This is a genomic window from Pseudotabrizicola sp. L79 (genome assembly GCF_036553525.1).
Lineage (GTDB): Bacteria > Pseudomonadota > Alphaproteobacteria > Rhodobacterales > Rhodobacteraceae > Pseudotabrizicola.
Map to the genome: position 1 here is coordinate 473,892 of NZ_JAZHDA010000053.1, position 19,536 is coordinate 493,427.

The window sequence follows — 19,536 nt, forward strand, 5'->3', positions numbered from 1 at the left end:
ATCTGTCTGCACAGGGGGTGTACGGGGGGTGCATGGATGTCAGACAGGGAAAAGCAGCAGGTTTTCCCTGTCCGGGGTCAGGTTAATGCCGCGCGCGTCAATAGGCCTTGCCACGGGCCGAGACGGGCCAAACCACCTCAACCTTGCCGCCCCGCACGCCCACATACCAGTCATGAACATTGCAGGTCGGGTCACAATGGCCCGGCACCAGCTTCAGCTTGTCATTGACCTTCAGCACACCCTGCGGGTCTTCGACCACGCCATGTTCATCGCTGCATTTGACGTATTTCACATCCGTCCGGCCATAGATCACGGGCAAGCCACTATCCACCGATTGCGCCTTTAGCCCGGCATCGACAATGGCTTTGTCGGCCTTCACATGGCTCATCACACTGGTCAGAATGAACAGCGCATTTTCCCATTCGCCCTGATCAATCCGCTTGCCATCCTTGTCCAGAATGCGGCCGTAATCGGCATCCATGAACGCATAGGAACCGCACTGCAATTCGTTGTAAACACCTGAATTGCTTTCGAAATAATAGCTTCCGGTGCCACCACCGCCAACGATGTCGCAGGAAATTTCGTTTGCCGCCAGCAGATCCACGGCCTCTTTCACCTGCGCCACGGCAAGGGCGATCTTGGCCTTGCGGTCGTCATAGCTGTCCATATGCTGCATCGCACCCTGATAGGCCTGAATGCCCGCGAATTTCAGCCCCGGCGCCGCCTGAATGGCCTGCGCGATGGCCAGCACTTCGGGCGCCGTCTTCACGCCGCAGCGCCCAGCCCCGCAGTCGATCTCGACCAGACATTCGATCTGAGTGCCATGCCTTTGCGCCGCCGCTGACAGATCAGTGATATTGGCCAGATCGTCCACACAGCAAATCGCCCGCGCCCCCAACTTGGGGATCCGGGCCAGACGGTCGATCTTGGCCGGATCGCGCACCTGATTGGAAACCAGAACATCCCTGATCCCACCACGGGCAAACACTTCGGCCTCGCTAACCTTTTGACAGCAAACACCAATCGCGCCACCTAGCCGCTCTTGCAGCTTGGCAACATCCACCGATTTGTGCATCTTTCCATGCACCCGATGCCGCATGCCATGGGCGCGGGCGTAGTCGCCCATCTTCGTGATATTGCGCTCCAAAGCGTCCAGATCCAGCACAAGGCAAGGGGTCTGGATATCGGCCTCATCCATGCCCGGCAGCGCCGGAATGTCATAGCCAACTTCAAGCCCGTCCAGTTTCACATGCGAATTCATCATCTCAGCCTTTCATCCAGGGCAGGTTGTCAAGGTCCACATTGCCACCGGTGATCACAACCCCCACCCGACGGCCCCGGAAGACCTCTTTGTTTTTCAAAATGGTCGCCAAGGGCACCGCGCAGCTTGGCTCCATCACAATCTTCATGCGCTTCCACGTCAGCTTCATCGCCTCGACGATCTCATCTTCGGTGGCCGTGAACACTTCGGTGACGTGGTTGCGCACAAAATGCCATGTCAGGTCTTTCAGCGGCACCTTCAGCCCATCCGCCACCGTCTCGGGCGCATCATCGGCAATGATGCGACCCGCCTTGAAACTGCGATAGGCATCATCGGCATTCTTTGGTTCAGCCGCATAAACATCCACCCCCGGCGCAAGGGCCGACACTGTCAGGCAGGTGCCCGAGATCATGCCACCGCCACCAATCGGCGCAATGATGGCGTCCAAGGCCTCCACCTGCTCCAACATCTCACGCGAACAGGTCGCTTGCCCCGCCACCACACGCGGATCGTTATAGGGATGCACGAATTCCCCCCCGGTGCGGGCCTGCACCTCGGCAAACACGGCCTCGCGGCTGGTGGTCGAAGGTTCGCATTCGGTGATCACCCCACCATAGCCCCGCACCGCATCTTTCTTGGCCTGTGGCGCCGTGCGTGGCATCACCACGTTGCACGGAATGCCCCGCCGCCCCGCCGCATAAGACAGCGACAGCGCGTGGTTGCCACTGGAATGGGTGCAGACACCCAGACGCGCCTGCTCATCACTCAGGCCAAACACCGCGTTACACGCGCCCCGCACCTTGAACGCCCCAGCCTTTTGAAAGTTCTCACATTTGAAGAACAACTCGGCCCCGGTCAGCTCGTTAAAATAGCTGGAGGTCAGCACTGGTGTGCGGTGAATATGGGGGCGGATGCGATCATGCGCGGCCACCACATCGTCGAAAGTCGGGATATACATCGTGCTCAGATCTTTCATGTCAGCACCCTGGTTCTGTTCATCATGCTTTGGGGTGATGGCTATTCTGCCGCCATCGCCATCGCGCCCGCCGACCCGCGGTAATACTCTTGCGCCGCCGCCACGCCCGACCCAAGCCGGATCGGCCAGCCCAGATCGGCCATGCACATCTCGGCAGTGGCCAGACCAGACAGCACCATCACATCGGTCAGCATGCCCAGATGACCGATGCGGAACACCTTGCCCGCAACCTCTCCCAGACCCACGCCAAAGGCGACGCCATATTTTTCGGCTGCCAGTTTCACCAAGTCGGTGCCGTTGCATCCGGGCGGCACCACAACGGCGGTGATCGTGTCGGAATATAGGTCTGCCGAAACGGCACAGGGCGTCATCCCCCAGGCCGCAACCGCACGGCGCACGCCTTCGGCCAGACGGTGGTGGCGGGCATACACCGCCTCCAGCCCCTCATCTTCCAGCATCTCGATGGCCTTGGCCAAACCCGAGATCAGACCGACCGCTGGGGTATAGGGATAGCCACCCGTGGCATAGGATTTCAGCATGTCACGGAAATCGAAAAAGGTGCGTGGCAGGGTGGCTGTCTCCATCGCCGCCGTGGCCTTGGGTGACACCCCAAGGATCGCCAGACCCGCCGGCAGCATGAACCCCTTTTGGCTGCCCGCCACGGCAATATCGACGCCCCAGCCCGTAAACTCGAACGGCATCGACCCGATCGACGACACCCCATCGACAAAGAACAGCGCATCGTGCTTTGCCGCCGTCAGGGCGCGACGAATGCCGCCGATGTCAGACACCACACCCGTTGCCGTTTCATTATGTGTGGCCAGCACCGCCTTGATCCGCCCCGCGGTATCGGCCTTCAGCGCGGCCTCGATCCGGGCCAGCGGGGCACCTTCGCCCCAGGGTGTTTCGATGATCTCAACCTTCAGCCCGTGCCGCTGGCACATGTCGATCCAGCGATGGCTGAACATGCCGAACCGCGCCGCCAGCACCGTATCGCCGGGCGATAGCGTGTTTGAAATCGCCGCCTCCCATCCGCCCGTTCCGGTGGACGGCAGGATGATCACCTCACCCTCGGCCATGTTCAGCACCCGGCGCACGCCCGCCACGGCGGGTTTGAACATCCGCGCGAAAGCGGGGCTGCGATGGTCGATGGTGGGCATGTCACAGGCCTTGCGCACCGCTTCGGGCATATTGGTCGGGCCGGGAATGAAGACGGGGTTTTGCAGGCTCATGTTCGCACCATTCAGGTTCAGGATGCTGCAAGCCTAAGCGCAGCATGGCGCCCACACAATTTTTTCGAAAAAGTTTTTCATTTGCTTTGGTAATTCATTTTTTCGTCTATAATCAGCGACATTGCTTTTTTCAGCCATCTGGCCCGACAGGATGACAGGAAGAAAAGGAAAGCCGCATGACACAGCCCCCCCGCCCGCGTGGCAGACCAAAGGCCTTTCACGACAAGACCGAACAGAACACCGTTCAGGCCCTGGATCGGGGGCTTGATCTGTTGGCCGCGCTGGCGGCAGGGCAGGGCCAAACGCTGACGGAATTGGCCGAAAGCACCGGTCAGGCCGTGGCCACGGTGTATCGCGCGCTGGTCACGTTGCAATCGCATGGCATGGTTGAATGCGAAGAACCGGGGCAGACCTGGCATGTCGGTGCCGGTTCCTTTCGTATCGGGTCGGCCTTTTTGCGCCGCACCAAGGTGGTCGAGCGAGCCCGTCAGCAGATGGATCATCTGATGCGCGAAACCGGCGAAACCGCCAATCTGGGGATAGAGGTGCAGGACGAGGTTTTGTTCCTGTCACAAGTCGAAACGCATGAGGCGATCCGCGCCTTCTTTCCGCCCGGCACGCGCGGGCCCATGCATGTTTCAGGCATCGGCAAGGCCCTGCTGGCCTGGTTTGACCCGACCAAGGTGCAAGGCATTCTGACACGCAAGGGGCTGGCGGCCTATACACCGCGCAGCCATGACAGCGCCGACTATCTGCTGGCCGATCTGGCGCGTATCCGCGCGCGGGGATATGCGATTGACGATCAGGAACGCGCCGAAGGCATGCGCTGCATCGCCGCCCCCATTTTCAACGGCCATGGCGAACCGATTGCCGGCATTTCGGTTTCTGGCCCCGCGTTTCGCATGCCGCTTTCTGCGGCCGATCACTTGGGCACATTGGTCATGCGCGCGGCAGATCAGGTAACACGGGCGATTGGTGGGCAGGCCAACAAATAGGGGCGGTCCTGCTTTGGGCTCATCGATCCGGGTGGGTCTGAGGTCAGGCACCAAAACAGGCGACGGAAGTGCGACGGCCCGGCGTATTTGTGAAAACCCGTAGGAGCCTTTCGATGTCTTCCCTCTCTGATACCTTTAACCGCCCAGTAACTTTTTGGGCGTTGCTGTCCTTGCCCGCCATTCCGATGATCGCGGGGCTGGCCTCGGGTGATCCGCGCGCAGTGCATGGCTTGTTGCACCCCACTGGCGAATTCGCTGCGCGCTTTCTGATTTTCAGCATGATGATCACGCCTCTGACCATGCTGTTCAAGGGGTGGCGCGGGCCCAGATGGTTGATGAAACGGCGGCGCTATCTGGGTGTTGCCGCATTTGCCTATGCAATGCTGCATGCAATCTCCTATTTGGTCGACAAGGGAACTGTGGCTTTTGCCAGTTCTGAGATCACCAAGTTTTATATTTGGACCGGCTGGATCGCCTTTCTGATCTTTGTGCCGCTCGCGGTCACCTCATCCGATGGCTGGGTGCGCACGCTTGGCCCGCGGTGGAAGACCCTGCAGCGCTTTGTCTATCTGGCTGCTGTTCTAACGCTGCTGCACTGGGCCGCGTTGCACAATTGGGGCGGTGTTGGGCCGGCTCTGGCCCATTTCTTACCGCTTGCCGGGCTAGAGGTTTATCGCCTTTGGTCCACCTATCACCGCAGGCAGTTACGCGTTGCCTAACGTAGGATGGTGATTGCCAGACGCCAGCCAACAAACTAGGATACTAGTCACCCAACATACACAGAGGGTGGAGAGTATGAGCAAGCTAAAGGTTTTGGTTGTTGGCACCGGGTTTGCGGGCCAAGGCCATGCCGCTGCGTTTCGGGCTACGGAGGCCGATGTGGTGGGCATAGTCGGGCGCACACAAAAGGTTGTGGCCGACGTCGCTGACGCACTGGCCATACCCTACCACGGCACGGATCTGCATCAGGCACTGCTTGCCTGCCAACCCGACATCGTTTCAGTCGCAACGCCGGGTGGGGCGCATTACGCAGCAATCAAACAAGCCATTGCCTTTGGCTGCCATGTCTTTTGCGACAAGCCCATGACTGAATGTGGGGATACAGCCATTGCCCTGTACCAGCTTGCCCGGCAAAAGGGCGTAAAGACAGCCTATGCCGCAAGTTTTCGCTACACACCCAGCGTGCAGCATGCCCGTCGGCTGATCGCACAAGGCGCAATCGGGGCGCCGACCGAGGTCGAATGCATCTCTCATTTCAACCTTGAACGCGCGATTCCCTTTGGCTGGTCTCATCGCAAAGAAGACGGCGGCGGGCGGCTGAACAACAATTTTACCCACACCCTTTCGATCGTCTCGGCAGTCATCGGTGACAATATCCTGTCAGTCATGGGCGATCTGCGCGATGATCTGGGCAGCGCTCCGATTGTCGAGGGCGTTCATAACTTTGCAACCCGACGTGATTTCATTCCCACAGACCTGAGCGATCCAGCGCTCAAATGGGGGCAAAGCAATGTGGAATGGTCCTACACCGTGCTGGCCCGGATACAAAGCGCCTTTGCCGATCAGCCGGTTTCTGTGCTGTTCAAACATGGTGGCCTCGTGCCGCGGTTTCATGAAGATCATATCGTCTTCTACGGTCGTGAGGGGGCCATTTATCTGAAAGGTCACTACGGCAGCGGGGCCTTGTTTCACTATACAAAGACCACCGGCTGGATTGAACAGCCCTTACCTGCAGACCTTGCCGCCGCCGTGCCTGATGTTCCCGGCGAAACCGAGCAGTGCTGGCACATACTGGCCGATCTGTTCGTAAAGGACATTCAGGGCAAAGCGGTCGAGCCCTATCCCACCTTTGCAGAAGGCAGCCAGTATCAGCAGATCATTGACTTGATCCGGCAAAACGACGGCTGGGCAGATGTGCCACAACTCTCATGATGCACCACCAACAAAGGCAGCGCCCATGAAAATCACCGATGGCAAAATCTTCGTTGGCGGCCCCGGCAAGAACTACGTCACCCTGAAGATAATGACAGATCAGGGCATTTATGGGCTGGGTGACGCCACATTGAACAATCGTGAAACCCTGCCCGCCGCCTATCTACAGGACTATCTGATCCCGGCCCTGATCGGGATGGACCCACGCAACAGCGAGGATATCTGGCAGTTTCTGTACCGCGGCGCCTATTTCCGGCGGGGGCCGATTGCCATGGCTGCCTTTGGAGCCATCGACATGGCTCTGTGGGACATCAAGGGCAAGCTGGCGAACATGCCGCTGTATCAACTGTTCGGAGGCAAGAGCCGGACAGGCGCGATGGTCTATGCCCATGCTACTGGATCGGATCTGGCCGATCTGACCGACTCGATCGCCCATTACGTCGAACAAGGCTATAAAGCCGTGCGGGTGCAATGCGGCATTCCGGGGATGCCGACAGCAGGCTATGCCGTGCCCGAGACCAAAGGGGAAGGCAAGCATTACATAACCGATTTCAGCGGCATCCGGCCCAAGACCGAAATCTGGGATACCGGCCACTACATGCGCTATATGCCGGATGCCTTGGCCGAAATCCGCGCGCGCTTTGGCCCTGACCTGCACATCCTGCACGATGTTCACCATCGCCTGACCCCGCGAGAGGCCGCAGAGTTCGCCAAAGCGGTGGAGCCTGTCCGGCTTTTCTGGCTGGAAGACCCGACTCCAGCCGAAGATCAGGATGCGCTGCGCCTGTTGCGCCAGCATTCAACCGTTCCCATAGCAATCGGCGAGGTTTTCAACTCGGTCTATGATTGCAACACGTTGATTGAGGCCGAGCTGATCGACTACATCCGCGTGGCAGTGACCTATGCCGGCGGCATTACCCCGGTTAAGCGCATCGTTGATCTGGCGGGTTTGCACCATGTACGAACAGGATTTCACGGCGCGCCCAGCCATTCTCCACTATGCATGGCGGCCCAGGCACATTTGAATGCGTGGGCCCCGAATTTTGGCATTCAGGAATATCTGGTTCTAGGCACAGCCGAATGTGACGCACTTTTCCCCTCGAACCATACAATGGAAAGCGGCATGGTCTATGTCAGTGATGCGCCAGGCCTTGGAGTGGATTTCGACGAAACACAAGCGGCGCGATACAGCTATAGGGCAGGCAGCCACCCGATTGTGCGACTGCAAGACGGAACCATGTGGAATTATTAGCCACGCCCGCCTAGGCGGGCGCGGCTGTCCGAGCTGATCGATGCTATCGGCCCAGCCAGCCCCCATCTACCGGCAACGTTATACCCGTCACATAGCGGGCTGCGGGCGAGGCCAGAAACGTGACCGCCCCAGCAATGTCGGATGGCTCGGCCCAACGTCCGGCAGGGATGCGATCAAGGATGGCCTGATTTCGAGCGGCATCTTCGCGCAGCGCTTCGGTGTTGTTGGTAACCACATAGCCCGGAGCCACAGCATTGACCGTAATGCCTCTGGCCGCCCATTCGTTTGACAACAGCTTGGTAAGCCCGGCCACACCACTTTTCGACGCAGTATAAGACGGCACCCGAATGCCCCCCTGAAACGACAGCAGCGACGCGATGTTAATGATGCTGCCGGCCTGCCCTGCCACCGTCCTTGCCCGAGCAAAGGCTTGCGACAAGAAGAAAACAACTTTCAGGTTGATGTCCATCACCGCGTCCCAATCTTCTTCAGTAAAGACCAGGCTATCGGCTCGCCGGATGATGCCAGCATTATTGATCAGTGTATCTATCGGGCCAAACCGCTGAACGGCGGCTTCGAAAGCGGCCGTTGCACCAGAGACCGTGCCCAGATCAGCCTCGAGTGGATCAGCTTTGCCCCCGACAGCCCTGACGGCTGCCAAGGTATCCGCCATCGACGACCTCCCAACGACAATAACGTGGCAGCCATGTTGCGCCAGATCGACCGCGATAGCCTGACCGATGCCGGTATTGGCCCCAGATACAAAGGCGCGGCGGCCGTTTAGGCTGAAGCTGCTCATGCCAGATCCCCCATCGCCACCATATCGACATCGGTATAGTCCAAATTGTCTCCCGCCATCGCCCAGATGAAGCTGTAGGAAGACGTGCCCGCCCCGCAATGGATAGACCAAGGTGGCGACAACACCGCCTGCTGATTGCGCACAATCAAATGACGGGTTTCATCTGGCTCTCCCATCAGATGCAGCACAGTCTGGTCCTCGGGCAGATCGAGATACAGATAGGCTTCTGACCTACGCTCATGCCAATGGGCGGGCATGGTATTCCAGACTGATCCTGTCGCCAACTTGGTCATGCCCATGACGATTTGACAGCTTTCCATTACTGCCGGATGTACGAACTGATAGATGATCCGCTCATTAGATGTGTCGCGTCCTCCGAGCGCCACCTGTTTGGCCTGATCAATGGTGATCAGCCGGTCCGGAATGGCCTGATGGGCTGGGGCAGACAAAAGATAGAACCGCGCATCTGGCCCCGACACGGTCACCGGGCCAGCCCCCATGCCCAAGTACAGCATATCGTAGCGGCCAAGTGCATAAGAGGCCCCCCTAACCTGCACCACACCGGCCGTTCCAAGATTGACCAAGACAACTTCACGCCGATCAAGCCACGAAGGCGTTCCAGTCTCGGCCACCTTGTCAATCGTCAGCGGCCCCGATGCGGGAAGCGCACCCCCGACAATCATCCGGTCATACTGGGAATAGACCAGTTGAACGGTGTCAGCTAAGAACAGATCTTCAATCAGGAACTCCGCCCGCAGATCTTGCGTACCCATCGTTTTAGCATGGCGCGGGTCGATTGCCCGGCGCAGTTGGGTGTTCAACATATCGGCCTCCCTTACACAAAATAGTCTGTTGATCGGCGACCGGGCATCACCCCGAAATCACCGATTTCTTCCAGTTTCCCGTCAGCAAGCGGCGGTGGAAGGCGGGAAATTTCAGCACTTCCTCCCACAGTTGGATGGAAAGAACCCAGACCGCCCCCACATCAAAATACAGTACCGCCAGCGCCGTTGCGGGCACTCGAAACAACCATTGAGCAGCAACAAACAGGTTCATCACATAGATCGTGTCGCCACTGGCACGCAGCGTGTTTCCACAGATCGCGTTCGACCCTTTTGGGAACGGAAGGATCAACAGAATGGGTAGAAAGGCCAGCACGATGCTGCGTGTTTCGGCGCTTAGGTCGCCATAGAGAGCATTGGCCGACAGGCACACCGCCAACAATAGGAGCGCCACCCCGAAAGAGGCGATAAATGCCCCTCTCCAAGCGCTTGCCAAAAAGCGGTCTAGCACCTGCTCTTGTTCTTTTTGGCCCAGAAGCTGCGCCACAATGATGCCCGCCGCAACCGCCCACTGCATGCCGACAGTGCCGGTGACATTGATCCACGGGCCAATCAGCGTCATGGCCGCAAATTCGTTCAGGCTAAGTTTCGCATAGATCAGCGCACAGACCTGAGTTGACACGGCAGCACTGAGAAAGGTCGCGGCAATGGGCAAGGAAAAGCCCAGATGCCGGTTCAGCGATTGCAAAAAACTGGGCTGGCGCCAGCCTGGCACATGACGCAGATGACCGGCAACACGCACCAGACGATGCAGCAAGAACGCAACCTGAACCACCACTGCGATAACACTGCCCATGGCTGCACCCGCCACGCCAAAGGCCGGCAGGCCCCAATAGCCATGGATCAGCACCACACTACTGACCACATTTATGGGAACAGACAGACAAAGGCTGTACAGGGGCAGCTTGGTCTCGCCGCAACCGTTGAGATAGCTTGAAATACACTGACCAATTGCCTCGCCCAGGATCACCAGACAGAATACCGCCAGATATTCCTGCGCCAGGCCAGCCACCTCGGTCGATGGAGCCATGGCGATAATGATGGATCCCCCAAAGGCAAGAACAAGGATCAACCCCACAAGGCCCACCGTCAGGCTGATGGCCATACCCGCGGCAAGGGCAGATTTCAGAAAGACTGGATCAGACGCCCCGAAGGCTTGGGCCGTGCGGATCTGCATCGCACCAGAAAAGGCCTGAATCGCCCCAAGCACGAACCCGGCAATGGCAGCGGCAAGGCCGACCGCCGCCAGAGATGTCTCTCCCAACGCGGCCACAAGATAGGCATCAATCACAACCGTGCCGTGCAGGAAGATGGCCTTGATGGTCATGGGCCAGGCCATGGCAAACACATGGCGGGCGGTCGGGCCCGTAGCAGGTGTCACAGGCGTTTCACTGGGGTCACAAGGCATCGACGCGCGGCTTTCACAGTTCATCTCGGAGGGAAGCGCAGCCATGACAGGCCGCAGCGCCACCGCAGGCCCTCAGATATCCCCGGCCTCAAAGTAGTTGGCGTTGGTTTCCGAGATCCACCGGATCGTTTCATCCAGTCGTGACAGATGTAGCCTGCCTGCCTCCAAGGCACCGTCGCAATCATGGGCCGCCACGGCCTTGGCAATCGCGCGATGATCATTCACCAGTTCAGGCATCCGATCTTCTTTTGAAAGACCCAGCCTGCAGAGCCTATCCACCTTGGCCTTTTCGGTCATGATCACGTCAAAGGCAAAATCTGCATCTGCTATGCTGCACAACAGCTTGTGAAACTCATAGTCAAGAACGCCGAACCGCTCGACATCGCGGTCGCGAATGGCTTGCTCTTGGTCTGCGAGGGCCGCTTCAAGCTTGGCGGCATCCTGTGCGGTGCAGCGCAGCGCCGCACGGCGCAAGACTTCAGTTTCGACCGAAAGACGCACAAAGCGGGACTTTGCGGTTTCGCGCATCGAAAACCGCTTCACCTCGGTTGCGCGCTGCGGTCGGATGAACAGGAGATCAAGATTGGCAAGCCGACTAAAGGCATCGCGCACGGGTTGGCGCGACACTCCGAACCGGGCAGCGATATCGGCCTCGGAAATCTTGTCCCCCGGGCGCAGGTTCAACGTCAGGATCTCTTCGTGCAAAAAGTCGAAAATATCATCAACACTTGTCCGCCGCTCACCAAGCTGGTTCACATGTGCGCCCAAAACCCTCTCCTTCGTTCGTTCAACGCCGCTTCGCCCACAAAATCTGCGCCGCCCGGCCTAACCCGCCAATACGGCAGGTTAAGCCCTATGCCACGCGCGCAGACCGCAAAAGCGGTGCCTTATGTCATTGCCTCTGACCCGCGCCATCGCTGTTATGCGCTGCCAGTCTTGAGATTTGAATTCAAGCTACACCATTTCAGACTAGTATACCAGAAAAATTACTAGTATACCAGATTTCACGATGAGGCGAATCGGCCTCTCGATTTCAATGCACTGCGAGGAGGTGGTGCATTCAAGGGAGGCGATATGTCCGGAGTCAGCCTTAAAGGAATCGTAAAAGCCTACGGCGCGGTGCGCGTGGTCCATGCGATCGACCTGGAAGTTCAGGAAAAGGAATTCGTTGTGCTTGTCGGCCCATCGGGTTGCGGCAAATCTACGACACTTCGCATGATCGCCGGTCTGGAGGAGATCAGTGATGGTGAACTGACGATCAATGGCCGGGTGATGAACCGCGTAGCCCCAAAGGATCGGGATGTCGCGATGGTGTTTCAAAACTACGCGCTTTATCCCCACCTGAATGTCGCCGACAACATCGCCTTTGGCCTGCGTATCCGCAAGGAAAGCAAGGAAAACATCGCTGCCGCAGTCGATGAGGTTGGCAAGATCCTTGGCCTGACGCCCTATCTGGAACGCCGCCCTGCCGATTTGTCGGGCGGACAGCGCCAGCGAGTGGCTATGGACCGCGCCATCGTGCGTCGCCCCCGCGTCTTCTTGTTCGACGAGCCGCTGTCAAATCTTGATGCCAAGCTGCGCACCCAAATGCGCGCCGAGATCAAGCGCCTACACAAGCGGTTGGGCGTGACCAGCATCTATGTGACCCACGACCAGGTCGAGGCGATGACACTCGCCGACCGGATCGTGGTCATGCACGATGGCCGGATCGAACAGATCGGCACACCGATGGAGTTGTTCCTGAACCCGGCCAACACCTTTGTGGCGGGTTTTCTGGGCTCTCCACCAATGAACATGGTCAAGGCCCGCATCACGGCTGCCGGGAACGCGCCCGTTGCCGAATTTGGTAATGACAAGCTAACACTCGCGCCGTTAGAGGCCCTGAAAGACGCAGTTGGCACAGAGGTGATCCTGGGCATCCGCCCTGAATTCGTCACCATCGCAGACAGCGCAACACCAGAGCGAGTTTCAATCGATGTCGATCTGATCGAGACGCTTGGGTCCGAAGCCTTGATCCATGCCACGTTGCAAGGGCAAGCGTTTGTCATTCGCACCGAGACCGTGGGGCGAATGGACAAGCTGAACGATGTTTCGGGCTTTACCATCAAACCGCATCTGGTTCGGGTGTTTGACGCCAAGACCGGACAGGCCCTGCCGGGACAGGTGTTGGAGCCATGAGCACCCCCCGAACCAGCCCCCCGTCAAGACTGAGTTGGCCAATAAGGCCCCAAGCAAGCTGACACGCATCACCGACCATCTTCGGCGAGAGTGGCAGCTTTATGTGATGCTTTTGCCAACCATCCTTTGGCTGCTGATCTTTCTCTACAAGCCAATGTATGGATTGCAGATCGCCTTCAAGGATTACTCGATTTTCCGTGGCGTGGCGGGCAGCCCCTGGATCGGATTCGAGCATTTCGAAACCCTGTTCAACAACGACCAGTTTTTGCGCGCCCTGAAGAACACCATCATCATGAGCTTTTACGGGCTGGTGTTCGGGTTCCCGGTTCCGATCATGCTGGCGCTGATGTTCAACGAGGTGCTGAACCAGAAATTCAAGAAGACAGCACAAACCATTGTCTATCTGCCGCACTTCATTTCATCGGTCATCATCGCTGGCATCGTGATCACGGCTTTCTCACCATCGGCCGGGATAGTGAACACTATGCTGGGCTGGATCGGGATCGAGCCGATCTATTTTCTGACCAAACCTGAATGGTTCCGCCCGATCTTTATCGGCACGGGCATCTGGCAAGAGGCCGGGTTCCAATCAATCGTCTATCTGGCCGCCATCGCTGGTGTATCGCCCACGTTGTACGAATCTGCCGTAGTTGATGGGGCAAGCCGGTGGCAGATGATGTGGAAGATTACCGTGCCGTCGATCATGCCAACGATCATCATCATGCTGATCATCCGTATCGGCAGCATCCTCGAAGTGTCGTTCGAGATGATCATCCTGCTGTATCAGCCGGCGACCTATCAGACCGCTGATGTCGTCAATACCTTCATCTACCGGCAAGGCTTGCAAGGCGGGCAGTATGATTTCGCCGCTGCCGCCGGATTGTTCAACGCAGTTGTGGCCTTTGTTCTGGTGATGACAGCGAACACGATTTCCAAGCGCTACTCGCGCACGTCACTGTGGTGAGGAGACACGCCAAATGGCCAATATGAATCTCTATTCCCGCGGCGACAGGTTATTTGTGATCGTCAACATGGTGCTGATAGCCCTGTTCACCATCTCGACACTGTACCCCTTCATCTATATTGCGTCGCTGTCTCTCAGCACCGGGTTCGAGGCCCGCGCGGGCAATGTCGTGCTGACCCCGGTCGGCTTTACCCTAGAGGCCTATCGGCAAGTTCTGTCAGAACCGCTGTTCTGGACCAGCTACAAAAACACGTTCATCTATACGATCGGCGGCACGTTGATGAGCCTGGCATTCATCATTCCCGGGGCCTATGCCTTGTCGCGGCGGCAGTTGTTCGGGCGGCGGTTCTGGAACCTGATGGTTGCCTTCACGATGTGGTTCAACGCCGGCCTTATCCCATTCTTTCTGAACATGCGCGATCTTGGTTTGCTGGACAGCTACTTCGGCATCATCATCGGTTTTGCGGTCAACGGCTTTAACATCATCCTGTTGCGCAACTTCTTTGAAGCAATCCCGCAAAGCTTTGAAGAAGCCGCGCGGATGGATGGCGCCAACGAATTCCAGGTACTGTGGAAAGTCTATGTCCCGCTCTCAAAACCAGCCATCGCCACCGTTGCCCTGTTTTGCATCGTATCGCGCTGGAACGGCTTTTTCTGGGCCATGGTGCTGCTGCAGGACGAAGACAAGATCCCGTTGCAGGTCTATCTGCGCAAGGTGATTGCAGACCTCAGCGATGATGAGGAATTCGCCAACACCCTGCTGACCGCCGCCTATTCGTTCGAAACCGTCAGCGCCGCGATCATCGTCTGTTCGATTATCCCGATCCTGCTGATCTACCCCTTCCTGCAGAAGTATTTCTCAAAAGGCATCCTGATGGGTGGGGTCAAGGAATAACCGCAAGAATGACGCATCAAGGGAGGAAACCAAAATGCGGAAACTAACAGTGACACTTGCCATTCTTGGCACCACCGCTCTGACCTCGCCCGTATTGGCGGATGACCATCTTCGCATTGTCGAAGACCCGTTGGAATTGACGATCCACATGCACTGGCCCCGCGCCCAAGGGTATGGACCGGGCGGCGATACCAGCAAACTCTATCCGGTCGAAGAAGCTGCGCGCGAGATGACCGGCGTTCATCTGATCGACAAAACCTCGGGCAAGAACACCAAGGACAACAACGAGGCGATGAACCTGCTGATCGCTTCGGGCGATCTGCCCGATATCGTGGGTGGCAATCTGATCAAGCAGCCGGTCAACCAATATGGCCCCGAAGGTGCCTTTGTGCCCCTGAACGATCTGGTCAAGGAGCACGCCCCCCATATTCAAGCTTTCTGGGACGCCAACCCCGAGGTGCTTGCGTCGATCACCGCTTTCGACGGCAATTATTACTACATTCCTTATCTGCCTGACGGCAAATTCGGGCGGGCGTGGTACATCCGCCAGGACTGGCTTGACAAACTGGGCCTGCAACAGCCGCAAACCGTTGATGAATACTACGAAGTGTTGAAGGCCTTTCGCGACCAAGACCCGAATGGCAATGGCAAGAAAGACGAAATTCCCTTTTTTGCCCGTGACTGGGAAGAGGTGATCCGGCTTGTCACCCTTTGGGATGCGCGATCATCAGGGTCAGACACCTATCATGACTTTTACGTTTCAACCGAGGGCAAGGTGGTGCACCCCTATGCCCAAGACGCGTATCGCGATGCGTTGGCGAATGTTGCGCAGTGGTACAAAGAGGGGTTGATCGACCCCGAAATCTTTACCCGCGGATCATCGTCCCGCGATTATCTGTTGGGCGAAAATCTTGGGGGATCAACCCATGACTGGTTCGCATCGACCAGCGGCTACAATGCCGCCTTGGCGGAAAAGATCGACGGGTTCAATTTCACTCCCTTCCTGCCGCCAGCTTCGGCCAAGGGCGTGCGGGTAGAAGAACACCGCCGGACCCCAGTCAAACCCGATGGCTGGGCGATCAGCTATACAAACGATCATGTGGTCGAAACGGTCAAGTACTTCGACTTCTGGTTCACCGAAGAGGGTCGCAACCTGTCGAACTTCGGGGTTGAGGGCAAGACGTGGGACATGGTGGACGGCGAGCCAACCTACAAGCCCGAAGTGCTGAACAGCGACTCTCCGGTCAACAGCCAGATGTATCTTGAAGGGGCGCAGATTTATCGCGGCTATTGGATGGACTATCGCTACGAATGGCAGTGGACCTCGCCCGAGGCGCGCGCCGGGATCGAGCTGTATGATGCCAACAATCTGTTGCTCGATCAGTTCCTTGGTGTGTCCTTCAACAAGGAAGAGCAAGAAATCTACGACAAATACTGGCCGTCTCTGCGCACCTACATGCTTGAGCGTCAGCAGGCCTGGATCCTTGGCACAGGGGACATCAAGGCCGATTGGGATGGCTATATCTCCACCCTGAACAAGATGGGGTATGAGCAGGTCATCGAGGTGATGAACACGGCCTATGCCCGTCAATACGGCTGATCCTTCGCAGTCGATGGGCGTGGCCCAGATCTTCCGGCCACGCCCCATTTCTCCGACCTTCCAGAACAAGGCACGCTCATGTCTGCCCAACCCCTTCTTCGGCTTGACGAACCCAAGGCAAGCCGCCTGACGATTCACTACGCGCCAGATGCGCAAACCGAGATCGCGGAAAACCCACCCCGCTTTACTTGGCTGCCAGTGATCGAGGATGAGGCGCAATATATCCTGCGCGTTTCCCCAGATGCAGGCTTTCCGGCCAAATCCACGCAGGTGTTCAAGAACATCCCGCTGAATTTCTTTACACCTGACGTCACCTTTGCGCCGGGGGTCTATTTCTGGTCCTATGCCGTTTGCGCGGCCACAGGCGACCCCATCACAGGGTGGAGCGAGACGCGCCAATTCTCTATCGAGGCAGGGCTGCCCGAAACCCCGCTGCCGTCGCGCAAGGCACGCTATGCCAAAGCCACCCGCAGTCACCCCCGTTTGTGGCTAACCCCTGACAGGCTGGAAACGTTCCGCGCCGCCGTAAAAGCTGATCCCAGCCACTGCACTTGGTCGCATTTCTACGCGCATTCCGTGCTGCCTTGGATGGACCGCCCGGTGATGACAGAACCTGCGGGCTACCCAGACCACAAGCGCGTGGCAGCTGTCTGGCGCAAGACCTATATCGAGTTACAAGAGCTTTGGTATGCCATCCGTCATTTAGCCATCGGCGGTGTGGTGACGGGCGATGCCGCCATGCTGGCCCGCGCCAAGGAATGGCTGCTTGAGGCGGCAAGCTGGTCGCCAAGCGGTGTCACCTCGCGCGCTTATACTGATGAGTGGGCTTACCGCGTGACCAATGCCCTCGCATGGGGGTATGATTGGCTCTATGATGTAATGGATGCGGAAGAACGCGCTTTGGTCCGCGCAGCACTGTTGGAACGCACCCGCGATATCGCCGAACACGCGATCAAAAGCGCAAACATCCACCTCTTTCCCTATGACAGCCACGCCGTCCGCTCAGTCTCGCTGACGCTGATCCCAGCCTGCATCGCTTTGCTGGCCGAAGATGAGAGCGGCGCGGATGAAGCCCGGGAATGGCTGGATTACTGCATCGAGTTTCTGTTCACCGTCTATTCGCCCTGGGGCGACCATCAGGGCGGTTGGGCCGAGGGCACCAACTACTGGATGATGGGCATGGCCTATCTGATTGATGCGGCCAACAGGCTGAAATCCTATACCGGACTTGACCTGTACCAGAGGCCTTTCTTTCAGAAGACTGGGGATTTCCCCTTGTTCTGCAAGGCCCCCAATACGCGCCGCGCCACCTTTGGTGATGACAGCACCATGGGCGATCTTCCCTGCATCAAGACCGGGCTGAACATGCGCCAATTCGCCGGTGTCACTGGCAATGGTGCCTATCAGTGGTATTGCGAAGAAAATCTGCGGCTGAACCCAGGAACCGAAATGGCCTTTTACAACTGGGGCTGGTGGGACACCAATTTTGACGAGATGGTGTTTCGCACCGATTTTCCGACTGTCGAGGCCAGAGAACCTGAAGGCGGTCTGCGCTGGTTCAAAGGCATCGGCTGGGTGGGCATTCAGCACGCCATGGCCGACCCAGAAAACCATATCCAGTTCGTCATGAAATCCTCGCCCTTCGGGTCGATCAGCCACAGCCATGGCGACCAGAATGCCTTTTGTCTGGCAGCATTTGGCGAAGATCTTGCTATTCAGTCCGGGCATTACGTCGCCTTTAACAGCACGATGCACCAGAACTGGCGGCGGCAGACAGTTTCAAAGAACGCGATCCTGATTGATGGCAAAGGGCAGTATGCCGGGCGCGACAAGACCATTGCCATGAAATCGACGGGCCGCATTTTGGCCGCCGAACAACGCGACAACCACTATTTCATCAGCGGCGATGCTACCCCGGCCTATAAGACACTTTCGCCCGAGGTTACTTCTGTGCTGCGCGACGTGTATTTTGTGAACAACGAATACTTCGTGATCGTTGATCAGATTGATGCTGATACGCCCGTTTCCATTGATTGGCGCCTGCATGCCAATGCGCCCTTTACGCTCGGCGACAGCACCTTTCGCTATACTGGTGAGCGGGCTGGATTCTATGGGAAAATCCTGTGGTCCGAGGCTGGCCCCGCCCATCTGACGCAAGAAACCGGTTTTCCCAATGTTGACCCTGCCGAAATCGAAGGCTTGCCCGTCAGCACCTGCCTGACCGCGCGCTTTCCAAAATCAATCAGGCACCGGATTGCCACGCTGATCGTTCCCTATCCGCTGGCGGCACCGCGCCGCGTGTTCAGCTTCCTCGACGACCAAGGCTATGACTGCGATCTCTATTTTACCGATGCCGAGGACCGCAGCTTCAAAGTCGTCATCCCCAAAACCTTCGATGTCGGCACAACACCGTCCGGCGCTGCCAAGAAAAAGGATACCAAATGAAACTTCAGGGAAAAACCGCCATTGTCACCGGCGCTGGCCGCGATATCGGCCTGGCCGTCGCGCTGAAACTTGCCGCCGAGGGCGCGAATGTTGCGATCAACTATTTCTCCAGCAGCGCAGGGGCCGACCAGGCGGTGGCAGATATCACCACTGCCGGGGGCCGGGCCTTTGCTCTGCAAGGTGACCTGACCAAACAGGCCGATGTTGATGCGCTGATCGCAAAGACAGTTGCCGAATTTGGTGGCATCAACGTGCTGGTCAACAATGCAGGCGGCCTGGTGGCCCGCAAGAAACTGGCCGAAATGTCGCTGGAGCACTGGCAGACCGTGATGGATCTCAACCTGACCAGCACGTTCCGGATTACCAAGGCCTGCCTGCCGCACATGGAAAGCGGTGCAATCGTCAACCTGGCCAGCCAGGCCGGGCGTGACGGGGGCGGGCCGGGGGCAGTGGCCTATGCCACGGCGAAAGGCGCCATCATGACTATGACGCGCGGTCTGGCCAAGGAACTGGGCCCCAATATCCGCGTCAACGCTCTGTGCCCAGGCATGATCGATACTGATTTCCATAACGTCCACACACCAGATGCCGGTCGTCGCGGCTATGAAGCCGCCGCCCCGCTGAAACGGCAGGGGAATACCGATGATGCGGCCAATCTTGTGCTCTTTTTGGCCTGCCAAGATTCTGCCTTTATCACGGGTGCGAATATCGACATCAACGGCGGCATGCTGTTCAGCTGATCTGAAAGACAAGGAAC

17 protein-coding genes are annotated in these 19,536 nt (G+C 57.9%); 10 read left to right on the forward strand and 7 right to left on the reverse strand.

Going from position 1 to position 19,536, the window contains the following annotated elements; translation table 11 throughout:
- Positions 1-97: 97 nt before the first annotated feature.
- Genes bhcC through bhcA form a run of 3 tightly spaced genes read right to left on the reverse strand, consistent with a single transcriptional unit; the run spans position 98 to position 3,469 of the window.
- The gene (bhcC, locus tag V3C85_RS17245; RefSeq protein WP_331796640.1) at positions 98-1,261 is read right to left on the reverse strand and encodes a 3-hydroxy-D-aspartate aldolase BhcC; all 1,164 of its coding nucleotides are present in this window, start codon (positions 1,259-1,261) and stop codon (positions 98-100) included.
- 4 nt (positions 1,262-1,265) lie between these two features.
- On the reverse strand, positions 1,266-2,237 hold the full coding sequence (bhcB, locus tag V3C85_RS17250; RefSeq protein ID WP_331796641.1) for a beta-hydroxyaspartate dehydratase BhcB: 972 nt from the start codon (positions 2,235-2,237) through the stop codon (positions 1,266-1,268).
- Between the two features lie 41 nt (positions 2,238-2,278).
- Positions 2,279-3,469 (reverse strand): L-aspartate--glyoxylate aminotransferase BhcA, encoded by a 1,191-nt coding sequence (gene bhcA, locus V3C85_RS17255; RefSeq protein WP_331796643.1) that lies wholly within the window; start codon positions 3,467-3,469, stop codon positions 2,279-2,281.
- A 176-nt stretch (positions 3,470-3,645) separates the two neighbouring features.
- On the opposite strand from bhcA, the gene bhcR reads away from it, so the two are divergent.
- From bhcR to manD, 4 genes are all read left to right on the forward strand, one after another.
- Positions 3,646-4,464: an HTH-type transcriptional regulator BhcR gene (gene bhcR, locus V3C85_RS17260; RefSeq protein WP_331796644.1), complete on the forward strand. Its 819-nt coding sequence runs from the start codon at positions 3,646-3,648 to the stop codon at positions 4,462-4,464.
- A 113-nt stretch (positions 4,465-4,577) separates the two neighbouring features.
- On the forward strand, positions 4,578-5,183 hold the full coding sequence (locus V3C85_RS17265) for a sulfite oxidase heme-binding subunit YedZ (RefSeq protein WP_331796645.1): 606 nt from the start codon (positions 4,578-4,580) through the stop codon (positions 5,181-5,183).
- A gap of 13 nt (positions 5,184-5,196) precedes the next feature.
- Complete coding sequence (locus V3C85_RS17270) at positions 5,197-6,396, forward strand: Gfo/Idh/MocA family protein (protein ID WP_331796646.1); 1,200 nt, start codon at positions 5,197-5,199, stop codon at positions 6,394-6,396.
- A 25-nt stretch (positions 6,397-6,421) separates the two neighbouring features.
- Complete coding sequence (gene manD / locus V3C85_RS17275) at positions 6,422-7,648, forward strand: D-mannonate dehydratase ManD (protein WP_331796647.1); 1,227 nt, start codon at positions 6,422-6,424, stop codon at positions 7,646-7,648.
- A gap of 43 nt (positions 7,649-7,691) precedes the next feature.
- On the opposite strand, the gene kduD is transcribed toward manD, so the two are convergent.
- From kduD to V3C85_RS17295, 4 genes are all read right to left on the reverse strand, one after another.
- Positions 7,692-8,447 carry a 2-dehydro-3-deoxy-D-gluconate 5-dehydrogenase KduD gene (kduD, locus tag V3C85_RS17280; protein WP_331796648.1) on the reverse strand — a complete coding sequence of 252 codons (756 nt, stop codon included), beginning with the start codon at positions 8,445-8,447 and terminating at the stop codon, positions 7,692-7,694.
- Positions 8,444-9,271 (reverse strand): 5-dehydro-4-deoxy-D-glucuronate isomerase, encoded by an 828-nt coding sequence (gene kduI, locus V3C85_RS17285; protein WP_331796650.1) that lies wholly within the window; start codon positions 9,269-9,271, stop codon positions 8,444-8,446. The genes kduD and kduI overlap by 4 nt, the downstream gene beginning before the upstream one ends.
- Positions 9,272-9,317: 46 nt before the next feature.
- Complete coding sequence (locus tag V3C85_RS17290; RefSeq protein WP_331796652.1) at positions 9,318-10,616, reverse strand: MATE family efflux transporter; 1,299 nt, start codon at positions 10,614-10,616, stop codon at positions 9,318-9,320.
- Between the two features lie 153 nt (positions 10,617-10,769).
- On the reverse strand, positions 10,770-11,453 hold the full coding sequence (locus V3C85_RS17295; protein WP_331796654.1) for a GntR family transcriptional regulator: 684 nt from the start codon (positions 11,451-11,453) through the stop codon (positions 10,770-10,772).
- A 318-nt stretch (positions 11,454-11,771) separates the two neighbouring features.
- On the opposite strand from V3C85_RS17295, the gene V3C85_RS17300 reads away from it, so the two are divergent.
- The 6 genes from V3C85_RS17300 (at position 11,772) to V3C85_RS17325 (ending at position 19,519) form a co-directional block, all read left to right on the forward strand.
- Positions 11,772-12,875 carry an ABC transporter ATP-binding protein gene (locus V3C85_RS17300; protein ID WP_331796656.1) on the forward strand — a complete coding sequence of 368 codons (1,104 nt, stop codon included), beginning with the start codon at positions 11,772-11,774 and terminating at the stop codon, positions 12,873-12,875.
- 34 nt (positions 12,876-12,909) lie between these two features.
- Positions 12,910-13,839 carry an ABC transporter permease gene (locus V3C85_RS17305; protein ID WP_331796657.1) on the forward strand — a complete coding sequence of 310 codons (930 nt, stop codon included), beginning with the start codon at positions 12,910-12,912 and terminating at the stop codon, positions 13,837-13,839.
- A 13-nt stretch (positions 13,840-13,852) separates the two neighbouring features.
- Entirely contained in the window at positions 13,853-14,734 is an 882-nt protein-coding gene (locus V3C85_RS17310) for a carbohydrate ABC transporter permease (RefSeq protein WP_331796658.1), read from the forward strand.
- A gap of 34 nt (positions 14,735-14,768) precedes the next feature.
- The gene (locus V3C85_RS17315) at positions 14,769-16,334 is read left to right on the forward strand and encodes an extracellular solute-binding protein (protein WP_331796659.1); all 1,566 of its coding nucleotides are present in this window, start codon (positions 14,769-14,771) and stop codon (positions 16,332-16,334) included.
- Between the two features lie 78 nt (positions 16,335-16,412).
- Positions 16,413-18,779, forward strand: coding sequence for a DUF4962 domain-containing protein (locus V3C85_RS17320; RefSeq protein WP_331796661.1), 2,367 nt, complete (start codon positions 16,413-16,415; stop codon positions 18,777-18,779).
- A complete protein-coding gene (locus tag V3C85_RS17325) occupies positions 18,776-19,519 on the forward strand; it encodes an SDR family NAD(P)-dependent oxidoreductase (RefSeq protein ID WP_331796663.1) in 744 nt (247 codons plus the stop codon). The genes V3C85_RS17320 and V3C85_RS17325 overlap by 4 nt, the downstream gene beginning before the upstream one ends.
- Positions 19,520-19,536 lie beyond the last annotated feature (17 nt).

Excerpts from the sequence above, each read along its gene's own strand:
- bhcC (WP_331796640.1), bottom strand. The coding sequence starts at position 1,261 with ATGAATTCGCATGTGAAACTGGACGGGCTTGAAGTTGGCTATGACATT.
- bhcB (WP_331796641.1), bottom strand. The coding sequence starts at position 2,237 with ATGAAAGATCTGAGCACGATGTATATCCCGACTTTCGACGATGTGGTG.
- bhcA (WP_331796643.1), bottom strand. The coding sequence starts at position 3,469 with ATGAGCCTGCAAAACCCCGTCTTCATTCCCGGCCCGACCAATATGCCC.
- bhcR (WP_331796644.1), top strand. The coding sequence starts at position 3,646 with ATGACACAGCCCCCCCGCCCGCGTGGCAGACCAAAGGCCTTTCACGAC.
- V3C85_RS17265 (WP_331796645.1), top strand. The coding sequence starts at position 4,578 with ATGTCTTCCCTCTCTGATACCTTTAACCGCCCAGTAACTTTTTGGGCG.
- manD (WP_331796647.1), top strand. The coding sequence starts at position 6,422 with ATGAAAATCACCGATGGCAAAATCTTCGTTGGCGGCCCCGGCAAGAAC.
- kduD (WP_331796648.1), bottom strand. The coding sequence starts at position 8,447 with ATGAGCAGCTTCAGCCTAAACGGCCGCCGCGCCTTTGTATCTGGGGCC.
- kduI (WP_331796650.1), bottom strand. The coding sequence starts at position 9,271 with ATGTTGAACACCCAACTGCGCCGGGCAATCGACCCGCGCCATGCTAAA.
- V3C85_RS17290 (WP_331796652.1), bottom strand. The coding sequence starts at position 10,616 with ATGACCATCAAGGCCATCTTCCTGCACGGCACGGTTGTGATTGATGCC.
- V3C85_RS17300 (WP_331796656.1), top strand. The coding sequence starts at position 11,772 with ATGTCCGGAGTCAGCCTTAAAGGAATCGTAAAAGCCTACGGCGCGGTG.
- V3C85_RS17310 (WP_331796658.1), top strand. The coding sequence starts at position 13,853 with ATGGCCAATATGAATCTCTATTCCCGCGGCGACAGGTTATTTGTGATC.
- V3C85_RS17315 (WP_331796659.1), top strand. The coding sequence starts at position 14,769 with ATGCGGAAACTAACAGTGACACTTGCCATTCTTGGCACCACCGCTCTG.
- V3C85_RS17320 (WP_331796661.1), top strand. The coding sequence starts at position 16,413 with ATGTCTGCCCAACCCCTTCTTCGGCTTGACGAACCCAAGGCAAGCCGC.
- V3C85_RS17325 (WP_331796663.1), top strand. The coding sequence starts at position 18,776 with ATGAAACTTCAGGGAAAAACCGCCATTGTCACCGGCGCTGGCCGCGAT.